The sequence below is a fragment of the Streptomyces sp. NPDC057002 genome, from assembly GCF_042673825.1.
Lineage (GTDB): Bacteria > Actinomycetota > Actinomycetes > Streptomycetales > Streptomycetaceae > Streptomyces.
The window spans coordinates 569,878-588,802 of record NZ_JBHURZ010000002.1 but is presented as its reverse complement, the minus strand read 5'-3'; the positions used below and the strand labels follow the sequence as shown (position 1 = coordinate 588,802).

The following is an 18,925-nucleotide window of genomic DNA, read 5'->3' as shown; positions in this document are numbered from 1 at the left end:
AGGGGGGCGCGGCTGTTCCGGCGCCGACGAGTCCCTGGACCGGCCTGAGGACGTGCCGCGCGCTCGGCGAGCCCGAGCACCGCGCCGCTCGAGCGGTTCCCGGGCCGTCGGGGGCAACCCGCGGCTCGTCAGAGCCCTCGGCGCCGCCGGCCCTCTGCGCCACCGGACCTAGGCCCCACCGGACCTAGGCGCGCACCTCGCCCCCGGGCCGGAGCTCGGTGGGGCCGCGGAAGCGGTAGCGGCGTTCGGGGCGGCCCGCCACGCCGTAGCGCAGGGACACCTCCACGCGGCCGACGGTGTGGAAGTGCTCCAGGTAGCGGCGGGCGCTCACGCGGGAGACGCCGGTCATCGCGGCGCACTCGCTGGCGGACAGGGTGCCGTCCGTCTCCCGCAGGGCCCGCTCGACGAGCTCGGCGGTCTCCACGCTCATGCCCTTGGGCAGGGCGGCGACGGTCGAGGCCCCTCCGGCGGCTCCGGCCAGCACCCGGTCGACGTCGGCCTGGCTGCGCACGACCGTGCCGAGCAGCCGCCCGCGCCGGTCGGCGTAGCGCTCCAGCCGGGCGCGCAGCTCCTCGGACTCGAAGGGTTTGAGGAGGTAGTCGACGACCCCGTGCCGGACGGCACCGCGGACCGTCTCGGCCTCCCGGGCGGCGCTGACGACCATGACGTCGCAGTCGTGGCCCGCGGAACGCAGCCGGGGGATGACGTCGAGGCCGAAGATGTCCGGCAGATGCAGGTCGAGCAGCACCAGGTCGGGGCGCAGCGCGTCGGCGGCGGTGACGGCCTGGGCGCCGGTACCGGCGACGCCGACGACGCGGAAGGAGTCGACGCGCTCGACGAAGGCCCGATGGACCTTGGCCACCATGAAGTCGTCGTCGACCACGAGGACGTCGATCGTGCCGGTGCCGGCGGACGTGCGGGACTCGCTGGTCATCGGGTCGCTCCTTCCGTGCCGGGGCCGCCCATCATGGCGTCCACCTGCGGCGAGGGAAAGGGATGTGCGGGGTGCGGTCCGAGGGGCCGGGGTGCGCACGCCGGTTCCGTGCGACCGCAAAGACCAAAACCTCCGTTGGTTCCGCAAGAGAGACAGCCCGTCGGCGCCCGGTGCAGCATGTGGCCCACATCACCCTCCCCCACAGGGCCTTTACCTACCCGCATCGACGTACCGACAGGTGGTGGCACTCGTGCGCCTGCGCACTCCCCTGGCCCTGCTCGGGGCCGCCGTGCTCGTGCTCGTCGGACCGCCGCTGCTGACCACCGGCAGCGGCACCGAGACCGGCACACAGATCCCGGGCCTGCGTTTCATGGTCCCCAACACGCCCGGCGGCGGCTACGACATCACGGCCCGTACGGCCGCGAAGAACGCCGAGGACGCCGGACTGACCCACAACATCGAAGTGTTCAACCTGCCCGGAGCCGGCGGCACCGTGGGCCTCAGCCGGCTGGTGAGCGAGCAGGGCAACGGCAAGCTCGCGATGTCCATGGGCCTCGGGGTCGTGGGTGCCGTCCGTTCCAACGACGCGCCGAAGACGCTCGGCGACACCACGCCGATCGCCCGGCTCACCGAGGAGCAGGACGTCGTCGTGGTCGCCAAGGACTCCCCGTACAAGACGATCGACGACCTGATCGGCGCCTGGAAGGAGAACCCCGGCAAGCTCCCGGTGGGCGGCGGGTCCTCCCCCGGCGGGCCGGACCACCTCGCGCCGATGCTGATGGCGCGGGCCGCCGGGATCCCGCCGAAGCAGGTGAACTACATCCCCTTCGACGGCGGTGGCGAGCTGCTCGCCTCCATCCTCGGCAACAAGGTCGCCTTCGGTGTCTCCGGTGTCGGCGAGTACCTGGACCAGATCAAGGCGGGCGAGCTGCGCCTCCTCGCGGTCACCGGCCCGAAGCGGGTCGAAGGGCTCGACGGGCCGACGCTCCAGGAGGCCGGTTACGACGTGAACTTCACCAACTGGCGCGGCATCGTCGCCCCGCCCGGCCTCACCGACGGCGAGCGGGCCAAGCTCGTGCGGCTCGTCGAGGAGCTGCACGGCTCCGACGAGTGGCGGAAGTCGATGAAGCAGAACGGCTGGGACGACGCCTTCCTCACCGGTGACAAGTTCGGCGCGTTCCTCGACGCCGAGGACAAGCGCGTGGTTTCGGTGCTGAAGGAGCTGGGACTGTGACGACGCAGACCGACATTCCCCCCGCCGAGACCGGCGGCGAACGGCGCTCGTGGCTGCGCGAGCACTCCGAACTCGGCGTGTGCGCGCTGCTGCTGGCCCTGGGCGTGCTCGTCCTGACCGACGCGCTCACCATGGACGTCGACATCGCCCAGCGCGGCCCGGTCGGCCCGAAGACCGTGCCGATCGTGGTCGGCGCGGGGCTGCTGGTGATCGCCGCGCTGCTCGCCGTGGACGTGCTGCGCGGCGGCCGGGGGCAGGCCGAGACCGGCGAGGACGTCGACCTGTCCGAGCCCGCCGACTGGCGGACGGTGCTGCTGCTCGCCGGAGTGTTCCTCGGCGCGGCCGTCCTCATCGAGCCGCTCGGTTTCCCCGTCGCGGGCGCGCTGCTGTTCTGGGGCGCGGCGTTCGCGCTCGGCAGCCGCCGGATCGACCGCGATCCGCTCATCGCGGCCGGGCTGTCCCTGGTCACCTACACCGTCTTCAACAATCTGCTCGGAGTGCCCCTGCCCGGCGGTCCGCTGATGGGAGTGCTGTGACATGGATGCCTTCAACTCCCTTCTGGACGGCTTCGGTACGGCCCTCACGCCGATCAACCTCCTGTGGGCCGTCATCGGTGTGCTGCTCGGCACGGCGATCGGCGTACTGCCGGGCATCGGCCCCGCGATGGCGGTCGCGCTGCTGCTGCCGGTGACGTACGGGCTCGACCCGATCGGCGCGTTCATCATGTTCGCCGGCATCTACTACGGCGCGATGTTCGGCGGTTCGACCACCTCCATCCTGCTCAACACGCCCGGTGAGAGCGCGGCGGTGGTGGCGGCCATGGAGGGCAACCCCATGGCCAAGTCCGGGCGCGGCGCCCAGGCCCTCGCGGCGGCCGCCGTCGGGCACTTCGCGGGCGGCCTGATCGGCACGCTCCTGCTGGTGGCGCTCGCGCCGACGGTCGCGAAACTGGCCGTGGACATCGGCGCGCCGGACTACTTCGCCATCATGGTGCTGGCGTTCATCGCGGTGACGTCGGTGCTGGGCTCGTCCCGCATCCGCGGCCTCGCCTCCCTGCTCATCGGCCTCACCCTGGGCCTGGTGGGCCTGGACCAGATGACCGGCCAGCAGCGTCTGACGTTCGGCTCGCTCCAACTGGCCGACGGTATCGACGTGGTGATCGTCGCGGTCGGTCTCTTCGCGATCGGCGAGGCCCTGTGGGTCGCCGCCCATCTGCGGCGCAGGGCGCCGGAGCCGATCCCGGTGGGCCGGCCGTGGCTGGGGCGCGAGGATGTGAACCGGACCTGGAAGTCGTGGCTGCGCGGCCCGTTCATCGGCTTCCCGTTCGGCGCGATCCCCGCGGGCGGCGCGGAGATCCCCACCTTCCTGTCGTACGTGACGGAGAAGCGCCTGTCCAAGCACAAGGACGAGTGGGGCAAGGGCGCCATCGAGGGTGTCGCGGGACCGGAGTCGGCGGCGTCCGCCTCGGCGGCGGGCACCCTGGTGTCGATGCTGACCCTGGGCCTGCCGACCACGGCGGTAGCGGCCGTCATGCTGGCCGCCTTCCAGCAGTACGGCATCCAGCCCGGCCCACTCCTCTTCGAACGCGAACCGGACCTGGTCTGGGGCCTGATCGCCTCCCTCTTCGTCGGCATGGTGCTGCTCCTGGCCCTCAACCTGCCGCTGGCGCCGGTGTGGGCGAAGCTGCTGCGCATTCCGCGGCCGTACCTCTACGCCGGGATCATGTTCTTCGCGGCGGTCGGCGCGTACGCGGTCGGCGGCGAGGTGATCGACCTGGTGATCCTGCTGATCATCGGCCTGATCGGCTTCGGCATGCGCCGCTACGGCCTGCCGGTGCTGCCCGCGGTCATCGGCGTCATCCTCGGCCCGAACGCCGAACAGCAACTCCGGCGCGCCCTCCAGATCAGCGACGGCAGCGTGACGGGCCTGGTCAACACACCGTTCGCGGTGACCGTGTACGCGGTGATCCTGGTGCTGCTGGCGTGGCCGCTGCTGAAGAAGGCGGTGACACGCGGGCGCGTGGAGGCCTGAGAAGCTCGATCCCGTGGGGGCGTGGCTCACCCGAGCCACGCCCCCTCGGCATGTTGTCCTAGGGCACCGACTCCCGCGCGCCGTCGGGGAACCGGATCTCCACTGACCCGTCGGCGGCGGCCCATGCACGGGCCCCGGTGACCGGTACGCGCGGATCGGTGCCGAGCACGACCAGCGTCACCAGGAGCCGCGTCCCACCCGGGTGGGACGGCAGGGTCAACTGCGGCGTCGCCGAGTGGTGGCCGTATGCGTTGCTGCCCGCCGCCGCTACGACCGTCCCCGTGTCGTCGCTCCAGCCGTGCAGTGCGACCAGCGCACTGGTCAGGCCGTCCGCGCGCCGGGCCAGCGCCCAGCCGGGGCCGGTGCGGGCGGTCGGCGGTGCGGTGTCGTCGGCGATCGCCCAGCCGCCCTCGCGCACCGGTGTGCCCGGCGGCGCGTCGACGCGGTGCACCCGGACCTCCCAGGGGCCGTGCACCACGCTGACCGTCTCGATGCGGTGGCCTTGGCCGCTGCCCGGGAGGAGGGCGCGGTGCCAGGAGGCGGCTCGGGCGCCCTCGATACCGAGGGGGTGGATACGGCCGCGTGGGGTCGGTGTGCCGTCGGGGGCGAGCAGGGCGATGTGGTTGTCGGGGCCTGTCTGCGGGGCCGGAGGGGTCTCGGGGGCCGTGGCACTGGAGTAGGCCAGCCGGGCGTAGTGCGGGCTGTCCTGGGCCTCGGCGGGTGGAGGTGGGAGGCGGTCGCTGCCGTGGTTGACGAGCCGGACGATCCCGTCGGCAGCGGTGGAGTGCAGCAGCCAGCCGGGGCCCGGTAACGCGAGGCGTACGTCGGCCGATTCGACCGGGCCGGGTTCCTCGGGCGCGGTCCACACGGGGTGGTCGGCGGGCAGGAGCAGGCCCAGGAAGGCCTTGCTCGCCCAGTAGGGGGACGCCGGGCCCGAGTACCGCTGGACGGCGGGCGGGAAGGGGCCGTACCAGCCGAGCGTGAGCAGTCCGTGCTCGTCGGGCACGCCCCGCTCGGCGAAGTGCTTCAGCGCGCCGGAGCCGAGGCGTCGGGTGCGGCCGGGCGGCAGCGGAGTGGCGTCGGCGAGAACGCCCGCCCACAGGGGCGCGGTCGTGGCGAATCGGTAGGTGAGCGAGCGGCCTTGGTGGACCGGTGCCCCGTCGGCGCCGAAGAAGTGCTGGTGGTCGTGGAGGAACGACCGCAGGCGTGCCCGGTGGGCGGCCACCAGCCCCGGGTCGGAGCGCGGTCCGGCGATACGGGCCCAGAGCACCGGATACAGGTGCAGGGCCCAGGCGTTGTAGTAGTCGAACTTGCGGCCGTCGCCGTCGGTGTACCAGCCGTCGCCCCGGTACCAGTCCTCCAGGCGTGCCAGCCCGTCGTCGATCTCGCGGCGGCTGTGCGGGGCGCCGACGGAGGCGAGGAACTCCTCGGTGATGACCTGGAACAGCCGCCAGTTGGAGTCGTTGACGACCGCCCCAATGAAGCCGCCCAGCCAGTCGGCGACCCGCTGTCGTACGTGGTCGTCGAGCCGGTCCCAGATCCACGGGCGGGTCTCGTGCAGGGCGATCGCGAGGGACGCCGCCTCGACCATGGGCTGGCCCCGGTCGGTGATGGGCGGCCAGCGGTCGGGGCTGTGCGGGTCGGTGCCGGCGGCGAGCCCGGCCGCGTACCGGTCGATGAGTCCCGGCTGGTGTCCGCCCGAGCCGGCGATACGGAAGGCCGCCAGCAGGAACGAGCGGGCGAAGCCCTCGAGACCGTCCGACCAGGGCCCGGAGTGGCTGGGCGGCCCGGGGAGCCGGTACTGGGCCAGGCCCGGGGAGGCGTAGGGCAGCAGGGCGTCCAGGAGGCGGTCGGCGATCGCCTCCCAGTGGGCCCGGGTCCAGCCGGTGAGGGGCGAGGTCAGCGGGTCGGGGGGCGGCAGCTGGGGAAGGTGGGGGAAGTGCGTCGGGTCGGGGAGCGACACGTGCGGCGCGCTCATGCGGGTGCGGTTCCTCCGTTGGTCACAGGGCACGCCCGGGCGGGGGCGCGCCGACGCTGTCGCGGACGACGATGTGGGTGCCGAGCAGATGGTGGGCCCCGGCGGCGTGCTCGGGGTCGCGCAGCGCGATACGCACGGCGGCGCGGCCGAGTTCCTCGGCGGGGGTGCGGACGGTGGTGAGCGGCGGGTTGAAGTCCTCGGCGAGCGGGATGTCGTTGTAGCCGACGACGGAGATGTCACCGGGGACGCTCAGCCCGCTGTCGGCGATCGCCCGCAGGGCACCGGCGGCGACCATGTCGTCCCCGGCGAAGACGGCGGTGAACTCCCGTGTGCGCTTGAGGAGTTCGGTCATCGCGCGGTGCCCGGCGGCACGGCCGAGCCCGCAGTCGACGACATGGGCGGCCTCGGGCGGCAGCCCGTGCTCGGCGAGGGCGGCCCGGTAGCCGGCGACACGGGCGTCGAGAGCGGTGTTGCCGGGCAGCCCGCCGAGGAAGACGATCCCGCGGTGCCCGGCCGAGAGGAGATGGGCGGTGACGGCGCGAGCCCCCGCCTCGTTGTCGAACTCGACCACGAGGGCGGGGATCTCCGGGTCGGGCGCGGGCCGGCCGCAGAGCACGAGCCGGGCTCCGGAGGAGTCCAGGGCGTGAGCGTAGTGGGCGACGCGCTCGCGGTAGGCGTCGTCCTCGACGACCCCGCCGACCAGGATCACCAGGCGCGCGCCCTCCTCCCGCATGAGCTGCACGAACTCCATCTCGCGCTGCGCGTCCCCGCCGGTGGCGCCGACCACGCAGAGCCAGCCGCGGTCGGCGGCCTCCGCCTCCACGCCCTCGGCGACCTGGGCGTAGAAGGGGCTGGTGACCTGGCGGACCACGACGGCGGCCATCTTGCGGCCGCCGCCGACCAGGGCGCGGGCGTGCGCGTTGGCCACGTAGTCGAGGTCGCGGGCCGCGCGCAGGACCCGGGCCCGGGTCGCGGCGGGCACCGGGTGGTTGCCGCTGAGCGCGCGGGAGGCGGTGGCCGTCGACACGCCCGCCCGCTCGGCGACATCGCGGATCGTGACCCGCCCCTTGGACACCATGTCGTTCCCCATCCCCCGCGTCTCCTCTTCCGCCCACCGCTGTTCAGGCGTTGGCCGCGTAGTCCTTCGCGTATTCCTCGGCCATTCTGTCGCCGCCCCGGCTCCGCCACTTCTTCACCGTCGCGTCCCACTCGGACAGCGGCAGCCGCCCGGCGATGATCCCGGTGGCGGTGTCGTCGAGGAGGGTCTTGAGAGTGGCGCCCTGGGAGTTGTTCGTCCCGGACTGCAGCCCGAACGAGGCGTTGCGGACGGCGTGCGGTACGACCTTCCGCTGCCAGGTGTGCAGTGCGCGTACGGCGTCCGGCATGCCGGGCACGAACAGCACCTGGGGGCCTTCGGCAAGGTACTTCAGCGGCAGGTTGGTGTTGTTCTCCACCTCGCCGAGCTTGGTGTACTCGGGCGAGCCGTCCTTGGCGCGGGTGAAGTGGACGCCCTCGACGCCGTAGTGGACGAGTTCCCACTCCTCGCTGCCGAAGGGCGCGGCGAGGTAGTCGAGGATGCGCAGGAGGAGTTCGATGCGCTCCTTCTTCGCCTGCTTCAGGACCGTGTAGCCGAAGGAGCGGCGGGCGGCGACGATTCCGCCGGGCTCGCCGCCGACGCTGTACGGGAGGGCGGCCGCCGGGCTCATCTTGCCCTTGGACTCACGGTACTTGGGCAGGTAGGCACCGAACCCGTCCTGCATGGAACCGACGGTGCCGTTGTAGTAGAGGGTCGTCAGGTCGATCTGCGAGATGGACGTGGCGTCGGGGTGGTAGGAGCCGTTCTTGCGCAGCTGTGCCTGGAAGGCGATCGACGCCTTGTACCGTTCGTCTGCCGCCGCCGGGAGGAAGGTGCCGCTGTCGGTGACGGCCCAGCCCTGGGGCGCGTTGTGGGCGGCGCAGTGGTAGGCGTTGCCGAACAGGGACATGGCGGCGGCGCCCAGCATGTACGTCCTGCCGCGGGTGCCCCGTCGCGCCACGGCGGTGAAGTCCTCGGCCGTCCAGCCCTCCTTCATGCCCGCGCCGGCGAACATGTCCTGGTTGATCCACAGGGTCGAGCCGGGGAGCGGGCGCTCCAGGGGTATGCCGTACAGGCGTCCGCCGATGCGGCCCATGTCGCGCCAGGCATGGGTGGGGATGTTGGCGAGGTTCGGGTAATCGGCGATCGCGTCGCCGGACAGGTACGGCGTGAGGTCCTGGGCGCGGCGCTGCACGAACTGTGCCTCGCGGGGCAGGGCGAAGCCGGAGAACAGGTTGATGATGTCGGGCAGGGCGTCGGCGTCGCCGGCCATGACCGTCGCCATCTTCTTCTGGTAGTCGGCCTGGGAGATGATCGTGTACTCGATCTTCACGCCGAGTGCCTTCTCGACGGCCGCCCAGAACCGGTTCGCCGAGGCGGGCTTGGGCGGTGTGCCGAACGAGACGGTCATGACACGGACGGTGGAGCCGTCGCCCGGGGTGCGGGAGACCGACTTGACCAGGTCGGAGGGGTAGGAGGTGTATCCGGCCTGGACGCCCTCCTCCGTGGGGGCGAGGTCCGGTTTCGGGCCCGTGGCGGGACGCTGGGCGGGCCAGGGGGCGAGCTTCTTCCCGGCGTTGGAGACGTCGCCGTCGCCGGACCCCGAGGAGCAGGCGGTCAGCAGGCCGGGGACGGAGACGGCTGCGCCGCCCGCGGCCATGGAGCGCAGGAGCGTGCGTCGGGACATGCGGGGCATGGGTGAATCACCTCGTGTCGGCTTGTGTCAGCTCTTGATGGCGCCGGTGAGCACGCCCTTGGTGAAGTACTTCTGCAGGAACGGGTAGACCAGCAGGATCGGCACGGTGGCGATCACGAGCACCGCCATCTGCACGGTCTGCGGAGCCGTGACGGTCGCCTCGCCGGTCGTCGCGTCGGTGAGCCCGGCCCCGGCCACCACATAGGTGCGCAGCACCTGCTGGAGCGGCCAGTGGTCGCTCTCCAGATACAGCGAGGCGTAGAACCAGGAGTTCCAGTAGGCGACGGCGTAGAACAGGCCTACGACGGCGAGAGCGGCCTTCGACAGCGGCAGCACCACCGACACCAGCACCCGCCAGTCCCCCGCCCCGTCCAGCCGGGCCGCCTCGTACAGCTCCTCAGGGATCGACTGGAAGAAGCCGCGCAGCACGACCAGGTTGAACACGTTGACCAGGACGGGCAGCACGAGCGAGGCGTACGAGTCGAGCAGTCCGAGTTCCTTGACGAGCAGGAAGCTCGGGATCATGCCGGGCGGGAAGAGGAACGTGAACAGCACCAGCAGCAGCACGGGTTTGCCGCCGAAGACCCCCGGGCGGGACAGCGCGTAGGCCAGGGACACGGTACAGGCGAGGCTCAGCAGGGTGCCCGCGATCGTCACCCCGGCACTCACACCGAGGGCATGGGTGACGATGCCGCCGTCGAAGATGTCGCAGTAGGCGTCGAGCGTGGGCTCGCTGGGCCACAGCACCCAGCCGCCGTTGTCGACGACCTCCCGGGTGGAGGCCAGGGAAGTCGACACGATCACCAGGAACGGCACGCACACCAGCAGCACGACCGTCGCCAGGGCGAGCGCCTTCGCGGCCTGCGTGAGCGGCCGGGGCTTCTCCATCCAGCCGGGCCGTGCGGACGCGCTCACCTGTAGACCCCCTGTTCGCCGAGCCGGTGGGCGGCCTTGTTGGCCGCGTAGACGAGCAGGGCGCCGACGAGCCCCTTGAACAGGCCCGCGGCCGCCGCGAAACCGTAGTCGCCGCCGACGATGCCCTGGTAGTAGACGAAGGTGTCGATGACCTCGGCGGTCTCCGGGCCGACCGCGTCGCGTTGCAGCAGCATCTGCTCGAAGCCGACGGAGAGGATGTCGCCGAGCCGCATGATGAGCAGCAGCACGACGACCGGGCGGATGGCGGGCAGGGTGACGTGCCAGAAGCGCCGCCAGGGACCGGCGCCGTCGATGGCGGCCGCCTCGTACTGCTGCTCGTCGACCTGGGCGAGCGCGGCGAGGAAGATGATCGTGCCCCAGCCGGCGTCCTTCCAGATGACCTGGGCGACGACGAGCGGCTGGAAGGCGTCCGGGTTGCCGATGATGTCGACGGTGTGCAGACCGGCCCCGCTGAGGCCGCTGTTGAGCAGGCCGGTGTCCCCGAGCACCTGCTGGAACAGGGCGACGACGATCACCCACGAGATGAAGTGCGGCAGATACGCCACCGACTGCACGAACCGGCGCACCGAGCTCCAGGTGAGGGTGTGCAGCAGCAGGGCGAGACCGAGCGGCACCGGGAAGTAGAAGACCAGCTGGAGGACCGCGATCCAGAGGGTGTTGAGGACCGAATCCCAGAACGCCGCGTCCTCGAACATGCGCTGGAAGTTGCCCAGACCCACCCAGGGGCTGCCCAGGAGCCCGTCGAACGGCACGTACTCCTTGAACGCGATGACGTTGCCGGCGAGTGCGCCGTAGTGGAACAGCAGGAAGTAGGCGACACCGGGCAGCATGAGCAGGAACAGTGCGCGGCTCTGAAAACCTTTACGCTTGCGCCGCGCCCCGTCGGAACCACGGCGGGAGGGACTCACCCCCTTCACACCTGCTCGTTCCCGTAAGGCAGTTGCCACCGCTCCCCCTCGCCTCGGCGTGTCCGGTGAAGGGAAGTTAAAACGTTTTCACGACGCGGTCAACACTTCTGACACAGCCGGGACTTCACGCCGGACAGTGAGCGGAACGGCAGTTGAACCTATAGCTGTGATGACTGAGTGCGACCTGCCGACTACACGCGAACTTCATGCGAGTGACGGGGGAACAAGTGCTGCCGCAGGACGGTCCGTTCGAGGCGATCATGCGCCGCCGGGCAAGAGACGGTGCCCCCGAGCGCTGGCGCGAGGCCCTCATCGGTGCCGCCCCCCGGCCCCCGAAGCCGCGATGGGCCTGCCGGTTCAACCTGCTCGCCACGATCGCCCCGCCGATCGCCGTGCCCCTGCTGCCGGCGCTGCCGATGCCGCTCCTTCGGCTCGCCATGCGCTGCGCCGTGCTTGTCTCGCTGCGGATGACCACCGATGCCGAGGGGTCTCGACGAACCCGCCGCTCCCCCGGCGGCACATCGGGCACATCCGCTTGGACGGCTCGCGTTCTCGGCGCGCCGGGCCCGCCCTCCGAGTGGTCGGCCCGGTCCGCCCGACCTCTTGACGCGTCAATGACAACAATGGCTTGATGTCATGGGAGCGCTCCCACCTCACTCAGGGAAGGGACCACCATGCGCAGAACCCCCCACTCGTCCCCGCACTTACGGATCGTCACGGTTCTCGGCCTCCTGGCCACCCTGCTCCTCCCCCTCGGCATGACCGTCGCACCCCGCGCGACGGCCGCTCCGGCGGCGGATCCCGTCCGGGTCATGCCGCTCGGCGACTCCATCACCGGCTCGCCGGGCTGCTGGCGGGCGCTGTTGTGGAACCGGCTCGTGAACAGCGGATACACGGACATCGACTTCGTCGGCACCCTCCCCACGCAGGGGTGCGGACAGGCGCACGACGGCGACAACGAGGGGCACGGCGGTGAGTTGGTGACGAACGTCGCCGACCAGAACCTGTTGCCGGGGAGGCTCGCCGCCACCCGCCCGGACATCGTTGTCATGCACTTCGGCACGAACGACGTGTGGAGCAGCATCGCCCCCGACCGCATCCTCGCCGCCTACACCAAGCTCGTGGCGCAGATGCGGGCCTCCGATCCGGACATGCGGATCCTCGTCGCACAGCTCATCCCGATGAACCCGAGCAGCTGCGCGGCGTGTGCGCAGCGCGTCGTCGACTTCAACGCGCGGATTCCCGCCTGGGCCCGGGCGACCGGCACCGACCGCTCCCCGGTCACCGTGGTCGACCAGTGGACGGGGTTCAGCACCGCCGCCGACACCTACGACGGCGTGCACCCGAACGCCTCAGGCGACGACAAGATCGCCGCGCGCTGGTACCCGGCCCTGGCGGCCGTCCTCGACGCGGGCGTCCCGCAGGACCCGGGCGACCCCGGTGATCCCGGTGATCCCGGTGAGGAACCCGGGGCCTGCACCGCCCGCTTCAGGGCCGTCTCCTCCTGGCAGGGCGGCTACCAGGGAGAGGTGACGGTGACGAACACGTCCGCCTCCGCCGCCTCGGGCTGGACCGCGACCGTCGTACCGGCGGGCGGCGCGCGTCTCACCCAGGTCTGGAACGGCGCCCACACGACGGCCGCCGACGGCACGGCCACCGTCACGAACGCGGCGTGGAACGGCGCGCTGGCCCCCGGCGCGAGCGCCACGTTCGGCTTTGTCGCCACCGCCCCGGCAACGGCCGGGACCCCGGCGGCGACCGTCACGTGCACGGCGAAGACCCCGGCCGCCTGACACCCGGCGCGGGCCCGACTTTCCGTCAACTCCCCTCTCTGGAGCCGCCATGAGATCCCGCACAGCCTCAGTCCCCCGAGTGGCCGGCGTGGCCGCCGCCCTCCTGGGACTCCTGCTCTCCTTACTCTCCTTCAGCACACCGGCGCAGGCCGCGCCCACCGGCTTCCGCATCGAGAACGGCCGTCTCCTGGAAGCCTCCGGGAACGACTTCGTGATGCGCGGCGTCAACCACGCCCACACCTGGTACCCGGGCGAGACGCAGTCGCTGGCCGACGTCAAGGCGCTGGGCGCCAACACCGTCCGCGTCGTCCTCTCCGACGGCCACCGCTGGACCAAGAACAGCGCGCAGGACGTCGCGGGCGTCATCGCCCAGTGCAAGGCCAACCGGCTCATCTGCGTACTGGAGGTGCACGACACCACCGGCTACGGCGAGGAGGCCGCGGCCGGGACCCTCGACCACGCGGCCGACTACTGGATCGGCCTGAAGGACGTGCTCACCGGCCAGGAGAACCACGTCATCATCAACATCGGCAACGAACCCTGGGGCAACACCAACCCCGCCGGCTGGACCGAGCCCACGACCGCGGCCGTCAAGAAGCTCCGCAACGCCGGATTCGCGCACACGATCATGGTGGACGCGCCCAACTGGGGCCAGGACTGGCAGGGCGTCATGCGCGCCAACGCCCAGTCCGTGTACAACGCCGACCCCACCGGCAACCTGATCTTCTCGATCCACATGTACAGCGTGTACGACACGGCCCAGGAGATCACCGACTATCTGAACGCCTTCGTCAACGCCAAACTGCCCATCCTCATCGGCGAGTTCGGAGGCCCGGCCGACCAGTACGGCGACCCGGACGAGGACACCATGATGGCCGTCGCCCAGCAGCTGCGGCTCGGCTACCTGGCCTGGTCCTGGAGCGGCAACACCGACCCGATCCTGGACCTGGCGATCGACTTCGACCGCACCCGGCTCAGCTCCTGGGGCCAGCGCGTCTTCAACGGCGCCAACGGCATCGCCGCGACCTCGAAGGAAGCCACCGTCTACTCCTCGGGCGGCGGCGACACCACTCCCCCGACCGCTCCCGGCACACCGACCGCCTCGGAGGTGACCTCGTCATCCGTGAAGCTGGCCTGGGCCGCGGCCACCGACGCGACCGGAGTCACGGGCTATGACGTCGTCCGGGTCAGCGGCGCGACCGAGACGACCGCCACCACCACGACCGGCACCTCCGCCACCGTCACCGGCCTCGCCCCGTCCACCTCCCACACCTTCGCCGTCTACGCCCGTGACGCCGCGGGCAACCGTTCGTCCCGCTCGGCCACGGTGACGGTCACGACCTCCCCCGGCGGCGCCCCGTCGGCCTGCGGCGTCGGCTACCGGGTGACGAGCAGCTGGCCCGGCGGCTTCCAGGGCGAGATCGTCCTGCGCAACACCGGCACGTCGGCGATCAACGGCTGGACGCTGCGCTGGGCCTTCCCCGACAGCCAGCGCATCACCAACCTCTGGGGCGGCACGGCGACGCAGAGCGGCTCCGAGGTCAGCGTCGCGGCCGCCTCGTACACCGCGACGATCCCCGCGGCGGGCTCGGTCACCCTCGGCTTCACGGCCAGCCGGTCGACCGCGAACCCCAGTCCCACGGCGTTCACGCTGAACGGCTCCGCCTGCTCGGTGAGCTGACGTACCCCGTGCGACGGTGCCGGCGCGCTTCGTGACGTACGGCGGGGCGGCACCGTTGTCGTGGGTGTGATCCGTGCAACATCCACACCGGAGAGCGGTTTATGTCACCGGGTAGCGGTGAGGCGGCGGGGATGTCTCACCGGCACCCCACTGCCGTATCTCCGGCAAGACGCGCCCCCTCCCGTCCCGGTTTCCCCCGCCGTGCGCGGGAGGCGCGATGAGCGAGGACACCCTGCGCATGCGCGCCGTGGCACCGGCCGACGGCGGGCGGGGCCGGAAGGACACGTCCGAGGCCGCCGCCCCGGCGCAGCGGTCCGGGCAGCGGGACGCCTTCTTCGACAACGCCAAGTATCTGGCGATCGTGCTGGTGGCCATGGGGCACTCCTGGGAGCCGTTGCGGGACGGCAGCCGGGCCGCGAGCGCGCTGTACATGGTGGTGTACGCCTTCCACATGCCGGCGTTCATCATCATCTCCGGCTATTTCTCGCGCTCCTTCGACGCCGGCCCGGGGCGGATCAGGCGTCTGATCACCGGGCTCGCCGTGCCGTATGTCGTCTTCGAGACGGCGTACACCCTGTTCACCCGGTGGACCGACCAGGAGCCGGACCGGCCGGTCAGCCTGCTGGATCCGCTCTATCTGACCTGGTTCCTGGCGGCGCTGTTCATCTGGCGGCTGACCACGCCGGTGTGGCGGCATGTGCGGTGGCCACTGCCGGTCGCCCTGGTCATCGCGATGCTGGCGACGCTCTCGCCGTCCGTCGGGAACGACCTCGACCTGCAACGCACCCTGCAGTTCCTGCCGTACTTCGTCCTCGGCCTGTGTCTGAAGCCGGAGCACTTCCGGCTGGTGCGCCGGCGCAAGGTGCGCATCCTCGCCGTGCCGGTCTTCTCCGCCGCGGTCGTCGTGGCCTACTGGGCGGTGCCGCGGATGACCGGCGCCTGGTTCTACCACCGCGACAGCGCGGAGGAGCTCGCGGCGCCCTCCTGGTCCGGGCCTGTCATGACGCTGGTGATCTTCGGCTGTTCGCTGGTCCTGGTGGCGTGCTTCCTCTCCTGGGTGCCGGGGCGCCGGGCCTGGTTCACGGTGCTGGGCGCGGGCACGCTGTACGGCTATCTGCTGCACGGTTTCGTCGCCCAGGGGTCCAAGTTCTGGGGCTGGTACGAGCCGGAGTGGGTCCACCGGCCCCTGGGCGAGCTCGTCGTCACGGCCGTCGCGGCCGTCGTCGTGACCGCGCTGTGCACCCCGCCGGTACGGCGGCTGTTCCGCTGGGTGATGGAGCCCGAGATGGCCTGGGCGTTCCGCCGGAACGCACGCGACGAGGCCCGGGAACGCAATGCCGTACGCGATCGGACCGCCGTACGCCGGTGACGGGCGGCGCGGCACCCCGGCGCGGGACGACCGCGCCGGGGTTCGGCTACCGGCTCAGTAGCGCGTGGGGAACAGTTGGAGCTTGGCCTTGTTGCCGGAGACCGACTTCACCCAGATCTTCAGGTTGTTGAACTTGACGGTGCCGCCCGGGCTGGTGCTGCCGCTGAGGCTCCCGCCGGCGGCCGACATCTTCACGGATCGCGAGCTGACACTCGTGATCTTCAAACTCCCGAACCCGAACTTGCGGCTGTCGACCTTGATGGTCTTGGGCGCCGACACGGTGGTCTTGCACCGCCCGTCGTAGCAGGGCCCGTTGGCGGCAGACGCCACCGGCGCCATCAGGCCGAACCCGAGTGTGCCCGCCATGGTCAGCGTCACGGCAGTGGTCGCGGCCCGCCGGCCCATACGGGCGGTGGGTACCAGGGTGGCGTCAGCCAGTCGCCCCATACGATTACGGTTCACGTCATCGTCCTTCGGTCGCTCGAAACGGTACGGCGGGGAGCACCTGCGCCGGCGCCCGGACATCCAGCTGTCCTCGAATCCGAGCCGGCCGACCACTCCCCCGCTGCACCGATTCCAGCGCCCACCTGTTTGTTCAGAAACCGGCTCCCCCACCCTGAACAACCCACGGCACGCAGGACACTGGAGGACATGACGATCTCCCCTCCGGCAGTGAGAGAAGCCGCCCGCGCTGTCGTCCTTGGTGACCACGACCGCGTGCTGCTGCTGCGGTACGACGAGAACGGCGGCTTCTGGGCGACGCCGGGCGGCTCGCTGGAGGTCGGGGAGGACTACACCGAGGCCTTGCTCCGCGAACTGGGCGAAGAGCTCGGCCTCGACGAGGGAGTAGTTGAACTCGGACCCCAGCTGGCGGACCGCAGCAAGGACCACCTGGTCGGCGGGCACGTAGTCCGCCAGCTCGAGAAGTACTTCCTCATCCGGATCGCCGCGGCCCTTGTCGACCCGGCCCGGGCCACACAGCCCGACACCATCCGCGAGTACCGCTGGTGGCCCCTTGCCGAGCTGTTGACCACCCCGGACGCGGTCTACCCCGAAGGCCTGGCTGATCTGGTTGCCGCTGTCGTCGAAGGGCGCGTCCCGGAGCGTCCCATCGTCCTGCCCTGACCGGCGGGTCAGGACGCGAACCCCCTAGTCGTTCTGCGTGAGCCGGATCAGCAGTGCGCCCGGCGTGCGCGGTACCGACACCGTCAGTTCGGTTCCGTCCCAGGTGACTCGGCCCGCATCCGGGGAGGTCGGGTGCAGGATGTCCGTGTGGAGTGTGCGGCCCGCCAGGTGTGGGAGCGGGATGCGGAGGTCGGGCGGTCCGCCTCGGCGCCAGACCGAGATGTAGGCCGTGCGGTCGCCGGGGAGCCTGAGGCCCAGGGCGAGCCACTCGTCGGTCCAGCCGGGCAGGCCGAGTGGCCAGAAGGGCAGGGCCCGGGCCAGGTCGCCGCGGATCGACTTGTAGACCGTGACCGCGTCCCGTACGAGGGCCAGTTGGTGTTCCGACATGCGGTTCAGATGGCCCGAGAGGTGGATGCGGCCGAGCAGGGCCCCGCCCAGGGTCCAGGAGATCAGGTCGTCGTCGAATCCAGGCTGCGGGTAGGCCCAGACGGCGCCCTGCTCGGGCGGGACCGCGGTCGGCGCGGCGGCGGCGATGGGGGCGTACCTCAGCGGGTCCTGCTGGTCGCTGGTGGACTGGAGCTGGGCGACGGCGAGGGTGGCCCCGTCCATGCGCATGCCGCCCGAGGCGCAGTTCTCGACGACCAGGCCGGGGTGGCGGTCCAGGACGGCGGAGAGCCAGTCGAGGTAGGCGTGGGCGTGGCCGAGGAGGCCCGCTCCCGGTGCGAGGTCGCCGGCGGCCTGGGTGCCCGGGTCGACCACGATGTTGTAGTCCAGCTTGAGATAGCCCACGCCCCAGTCGCCGACGATCCGGTCGACCGTCTTGTCGAGGTGGGCCCGGGCGGCCGGGTGCCGCAGGTCGAGCTGGTGGCGGCCCTGCTCGGTCAGGCGTAGGCCGTCGCGCTGGAAGAACGCCTCGGGCGGCAGCTCGGCCGCGACCGGGCTGCGTACCCCGACGACCTCCGGCTCCAGCCACAGCCCGGGCACCATGCCGCGCTCCCGGATCCGGTCCAGGACCGCCCGGATGCCGCCGTCGGGGAAGCGGCGCGGCGAGGGCTGCCAGGCGCCGACGCTGTCCCACCAGCCGCGGGTGTCGTCGTCGTACCAGCCCGAGTCGATGCAGAAGTACTCCGCTCCGGCGTCCGCGGCGGCGTCGATCAGCGGCAGGAGTTTGGCCGTGGTCGGGTCGCCCATGAGGGTGTTCATGTAGTCGTTGAAGACGACGGGGAGGGCGGTGTGGTCCGGGTGGGGGCGGCGGATCGCCCGACGGTAGGAGGTCAGGGCACCCATCGCGGCGTCGAGGCCGGAGCCGAGCGCGAGGGCCCCGGGCACGGTGGTGAACTCCTCGCCGAGGCCGAGCCGGACCCGCCACTGGTGTTCCGCGTCCGTGGGGCCGTTCAGCGCCAGGTACGTGCCGTGGGCGCGTTGGCCGGCGTCCCAGCGCCAGCCTGCCGGGGACTCCACCTGCCACACCCAGGCCCGGCCGCCGTCCCGCTCGGTCAGCGCCCCCATGGCCAGATGGCCGTCGGTGGGCCAGCTGCCGCGCCCGGTCAGAGCGAGGGCGGCCCGGCTGTCGTGCTCGTGGACGTCCATGTTGATGTCGGCGACGGAGGCGCGCAGCGGCTCGGCGTACCACCGGCACTCGGCGAGCCAGTCGTTGCGGGCCCGGTGGACGTCGAGGGCGTCCGGGGCGGGCAGGCCGCCTAGCAGCAGGCTGCTGACGGACTGGACGACGAGGGGTTCCCGGCCCTCGTTGCGCAGCCGGACGCGGGAGCGCAGGACGGGCAGTCCGGTGGGTGACGTCAGCTCGGCGAACGCCGTCAGGCCGGTGCTCGGATCGTGGAGTTCGACGGTCAGCCAGTCCCAGCCGTCGCGTCTGCCCGTGCGGTGGGCCCGGTAGGCGAGCCGTGCGCCGAAGGCCGTGCCCGTGAAACGCGGGCCGGACCAGCCGCTGCCGTGGCCGAGGGCGGTGAGCTCCACGAGCGGGAGCGCCGAGTCGGGGGCGGCGGGGGTCTCGTCGTCGAGCCCGGTCAGTCCGACCAGTCGCAGAGTCCCGTCGGCGGCGACGGCGAACCGTGCCCGGAGGGCCTCATGTCCCCAAGTGAACTCGTCCTGCCGCTGGTTGGAGGCTATGTGCGCCGCTTCCGCCGTGCCGGTCAAGGTGCTCC

15 protein-coding genes are annotated in these 18,925 nt (G+C 71.7%); 7 read left to right on the top strand and 8 right to left on the bottom strand.

From position 1 onward, the window contains the following. Nucleotides 1-184: 184 nt before the first annotated feature. Nucleotides 185-934, bottom strand: a complete 750-nt coding sequence (locus ACFT32_RS10780; RefSeq protein WP_382488031.1) for a response regulator — start codon at nucleotides 932-934, stop codon at nucleotides 185-187. A 250-nt stretch (nucleotides 935-1,184) separates the two neighbouring features. Here ACFT32_RS10780 and ACFT32_RS10775 point away from each other — a divergent pair, with 250 nt between their 5' ends. From ACFT32_RS10775 to ACFT32_RS10765, 3 genes are read left to right on the top strand one after another with little or no spacing between them, the layout of a single operon-like run. Beyond that, entirely contained in the window at nucleotides 1,185-2,168 is a 984-nt protein-coding gene (locus ACFT32_RS10775) for a Bug family tripartite tricarboxylate transporter substrate binding protein (RefSeq protein ID WP_382488858.1), read from the top strand. Further along, the gene (locus ACFT32_RS10770) at nucleotides 2,165-2,704 is read left to right on the top strand and encodes a tripartite tricarboxylate transporter TctB family protein (RefSeq protein WP_382488029.1); all 540 of its coding nucleotides are present in this window, start codon (nucleotides 2,165-2,167) and stop codon (nucleotides 2,702-2,704) included. Before ACFT32_RS10775 ends, ACFT32_RS10770 begins: the two co-directional genes overlap by 4 nt. Before the next feature lies 1 nt (nucleotide 2,705). Next, a complete protein-coding gene (locus ACFT32_RS10765) occupies nucleotides 2,706-4,199 on the top strand; it encodes a tripartite tricarboxylate transporter permease (protein WP_382488027.1) in 1,494 nt (497 codons plus the stop codon). A gap of 58 nt (nucleotides 4,200-4,257) precedes the next feature. Here the strand turns inward: ACFT32_RS10765 and ACFT32_RS10760 are convergent, their stop codons facing one another. The 5 genes from ACFT32_RS10760 to ACFT32_RS10740 are packed head-to-tail and all read right to left on the bottom strand — an operon-like array spanning nucleotide 4,258 to nucleotide 10,714. Further along, nucleotides 4,258-6,177: a DUF2264 domain-containing protein gene (locus tag ACFT32_RS10760; RefSeq protein WP_382488025.1), complete on the bottom strand. Its 1,920-nt coding sequence runs from the start codon at nucleotides 6,175-6,177 to the stop codon at nucleotides 4,258-4,260. Between the two features lie 22 nt (nucleotides 6,178-6,199). After that, nucleotides 6,200-7,267: a LacI family DNA-binding transcriptional regulator gene (locus ACFT32_RS10755; protein ID WP_382488024.1), complete on the bottom strand. Its 1,068-nt coding sequence runs from the start codon at nucleotides 7,265-7,267 to the stop codon at nucleotides 6,200-6,202. 31 nt (nucleotides 7,268-7,298) lie between these two features. Further along, nucleotides 7,299-8,948: an extracellular solute-binding protein gene (locus ACFT32_RS10750; protein ID WP_382488022.1), complete on the bottom strand. Its 1,650-nt coding sequence runs from the start codon at nucleotides 8,946-8,948 to the stop codon at nucleotides 7,299-7,301. 27 nt (nucleotides 8,949-8,975) lie between these two features. Beyond that, nucleotides 8,976-9,863 carry a carbohydrate ABC transporter permease gene (locus ACFT32_RS10745; RefSeq protein ID WP_382488020.1) on the bottom strand — a complete coding sequence of 296 codons (888 nt, stop codon included), beginning with the start codon at nucleotides 9,861-9,863 and terminating at the stop codon, nucleotides 8,976-8,978. Next, nucleotides 9,860-10,714, bottom strand: a complete 855-nt coding sequence (locus ACFT32_RS10740; protein WP_376384944.1) for an ABC transporter permease — start codon at nucleotides 10,712-10,714, stop codon at nucleotides 9,860-9,862. Before ACFT32_RS10740 ends, ACFT32_RS10745 begins: the two co-directional genes overlap by 4 nt. Before the next feature lie 752 nt (nucleotides 10,715-11,466). Here ACFT32_RS10740 and ACFT32_RS10735 point away from each other — a divergent pair. The 3 genes from ACFT32_RS10735 to ACFT32_RS10725 all read left to right on the top strand — a co-directional run bounded on the left by ACFT32_RS10735 (nucleotide 11,467) and on the right by ACFT32_RS10725 (nucleotide 15,635). Continuing rightward, nucleotides 11,467-12,585 carry a GDSL-type esterase/lipase family protein gene (locus ACFT32_RS10735; protein ID WP_382488018.1) on the top strand — a complete coding sequence of 373 codons (1,119 nt, stop codon included), beginning with the start codon at nucleotides 11,467-11,469 and terminating at the stop codon, nucleotides 12,583-12,585. A gap of 49 nt (nucleotides 12,586-12,634) precedes the next feature. Continuing rightward, nucleotides 12,635-14,266: a cellulase family glycosylhydrolase gene (locus tag ACFT32_RS10730; protein ID WP_382488016.1), complete on the top strand. Its 1,632-nt coding sequence runs from the start codon at nucleotides 12,635-12,637 to the stop codon at nucleotides 14,264-14,266. Nucleotides 14,267-14,483: 217 nt separating this feature from the next. Beyond that, nucleotides 14,484-15,635 carry an acyltransferase family protein gene (locus ACFT32_RS10725; protein ID WP_382488015.1) on the top strand — a complete coding sequence of 384 codons (1,152 nt, stop codon included), beginning with the start codon at nucleotides 14,484-14,486 and terminating at the stop codon, nucleotides 15,633-15,635. A gap of 54 nt (nucleotides 15,636-15,689) precedes the next feature. Here the strand turns inward: ACFT32_RS10725 and ACFT32_RS10720 are convergent, their stop codons facing one another. Beyond that, on the bottom strand, nucleotides 15,690-16,082 hold the full coding sequence (locus tag ACFT32_RS10720; RefSeq protein WP_382488013.1) for a hypothetical protein: 393 nt from the start codon (nucleotides 16,080-16,082) through the stop codon (nucleotides 15,690-15,692). Nucleotides 16,083-16,286: 204 nt separating this feature from the next. On the opposite strand from ACFT32_RS10720, the gene ACFT32_RS10715 reads away from it, so the two are divergent. After that, a complete protein-coding gene (locus ACFT32_RS10715) occupies nucleotides 16,287-16,760 on the top strand; it encodes an NUDIX hydrolase (protein WP_382488011.1) in 474 nt (157 codons plus the stop codon). A 24-nt stretch (nucleotides 16,761-16,784) separates the two neighbouring features. On the opposite strand, the gene ACFT32_RS10710 is transcribed toward ACFT32_RS10715, so the two are convergent. Continuing rightward, the gene (locus ACFT32_RS10710; protein WP_382488009.1) at nucleotides 16,785-18,917 is read right to left on the bottom strand and encodes an alpha-galactosidase; all 2,133 of its coding nucleotides are present in this window, start codon (nucleotides 18,915-18,917) and stop codon (nucleotides 16,785-16,787) included. Between the last annotated feature and the right edge of the window lie 8 nt (nucleotides 18,918-18,925).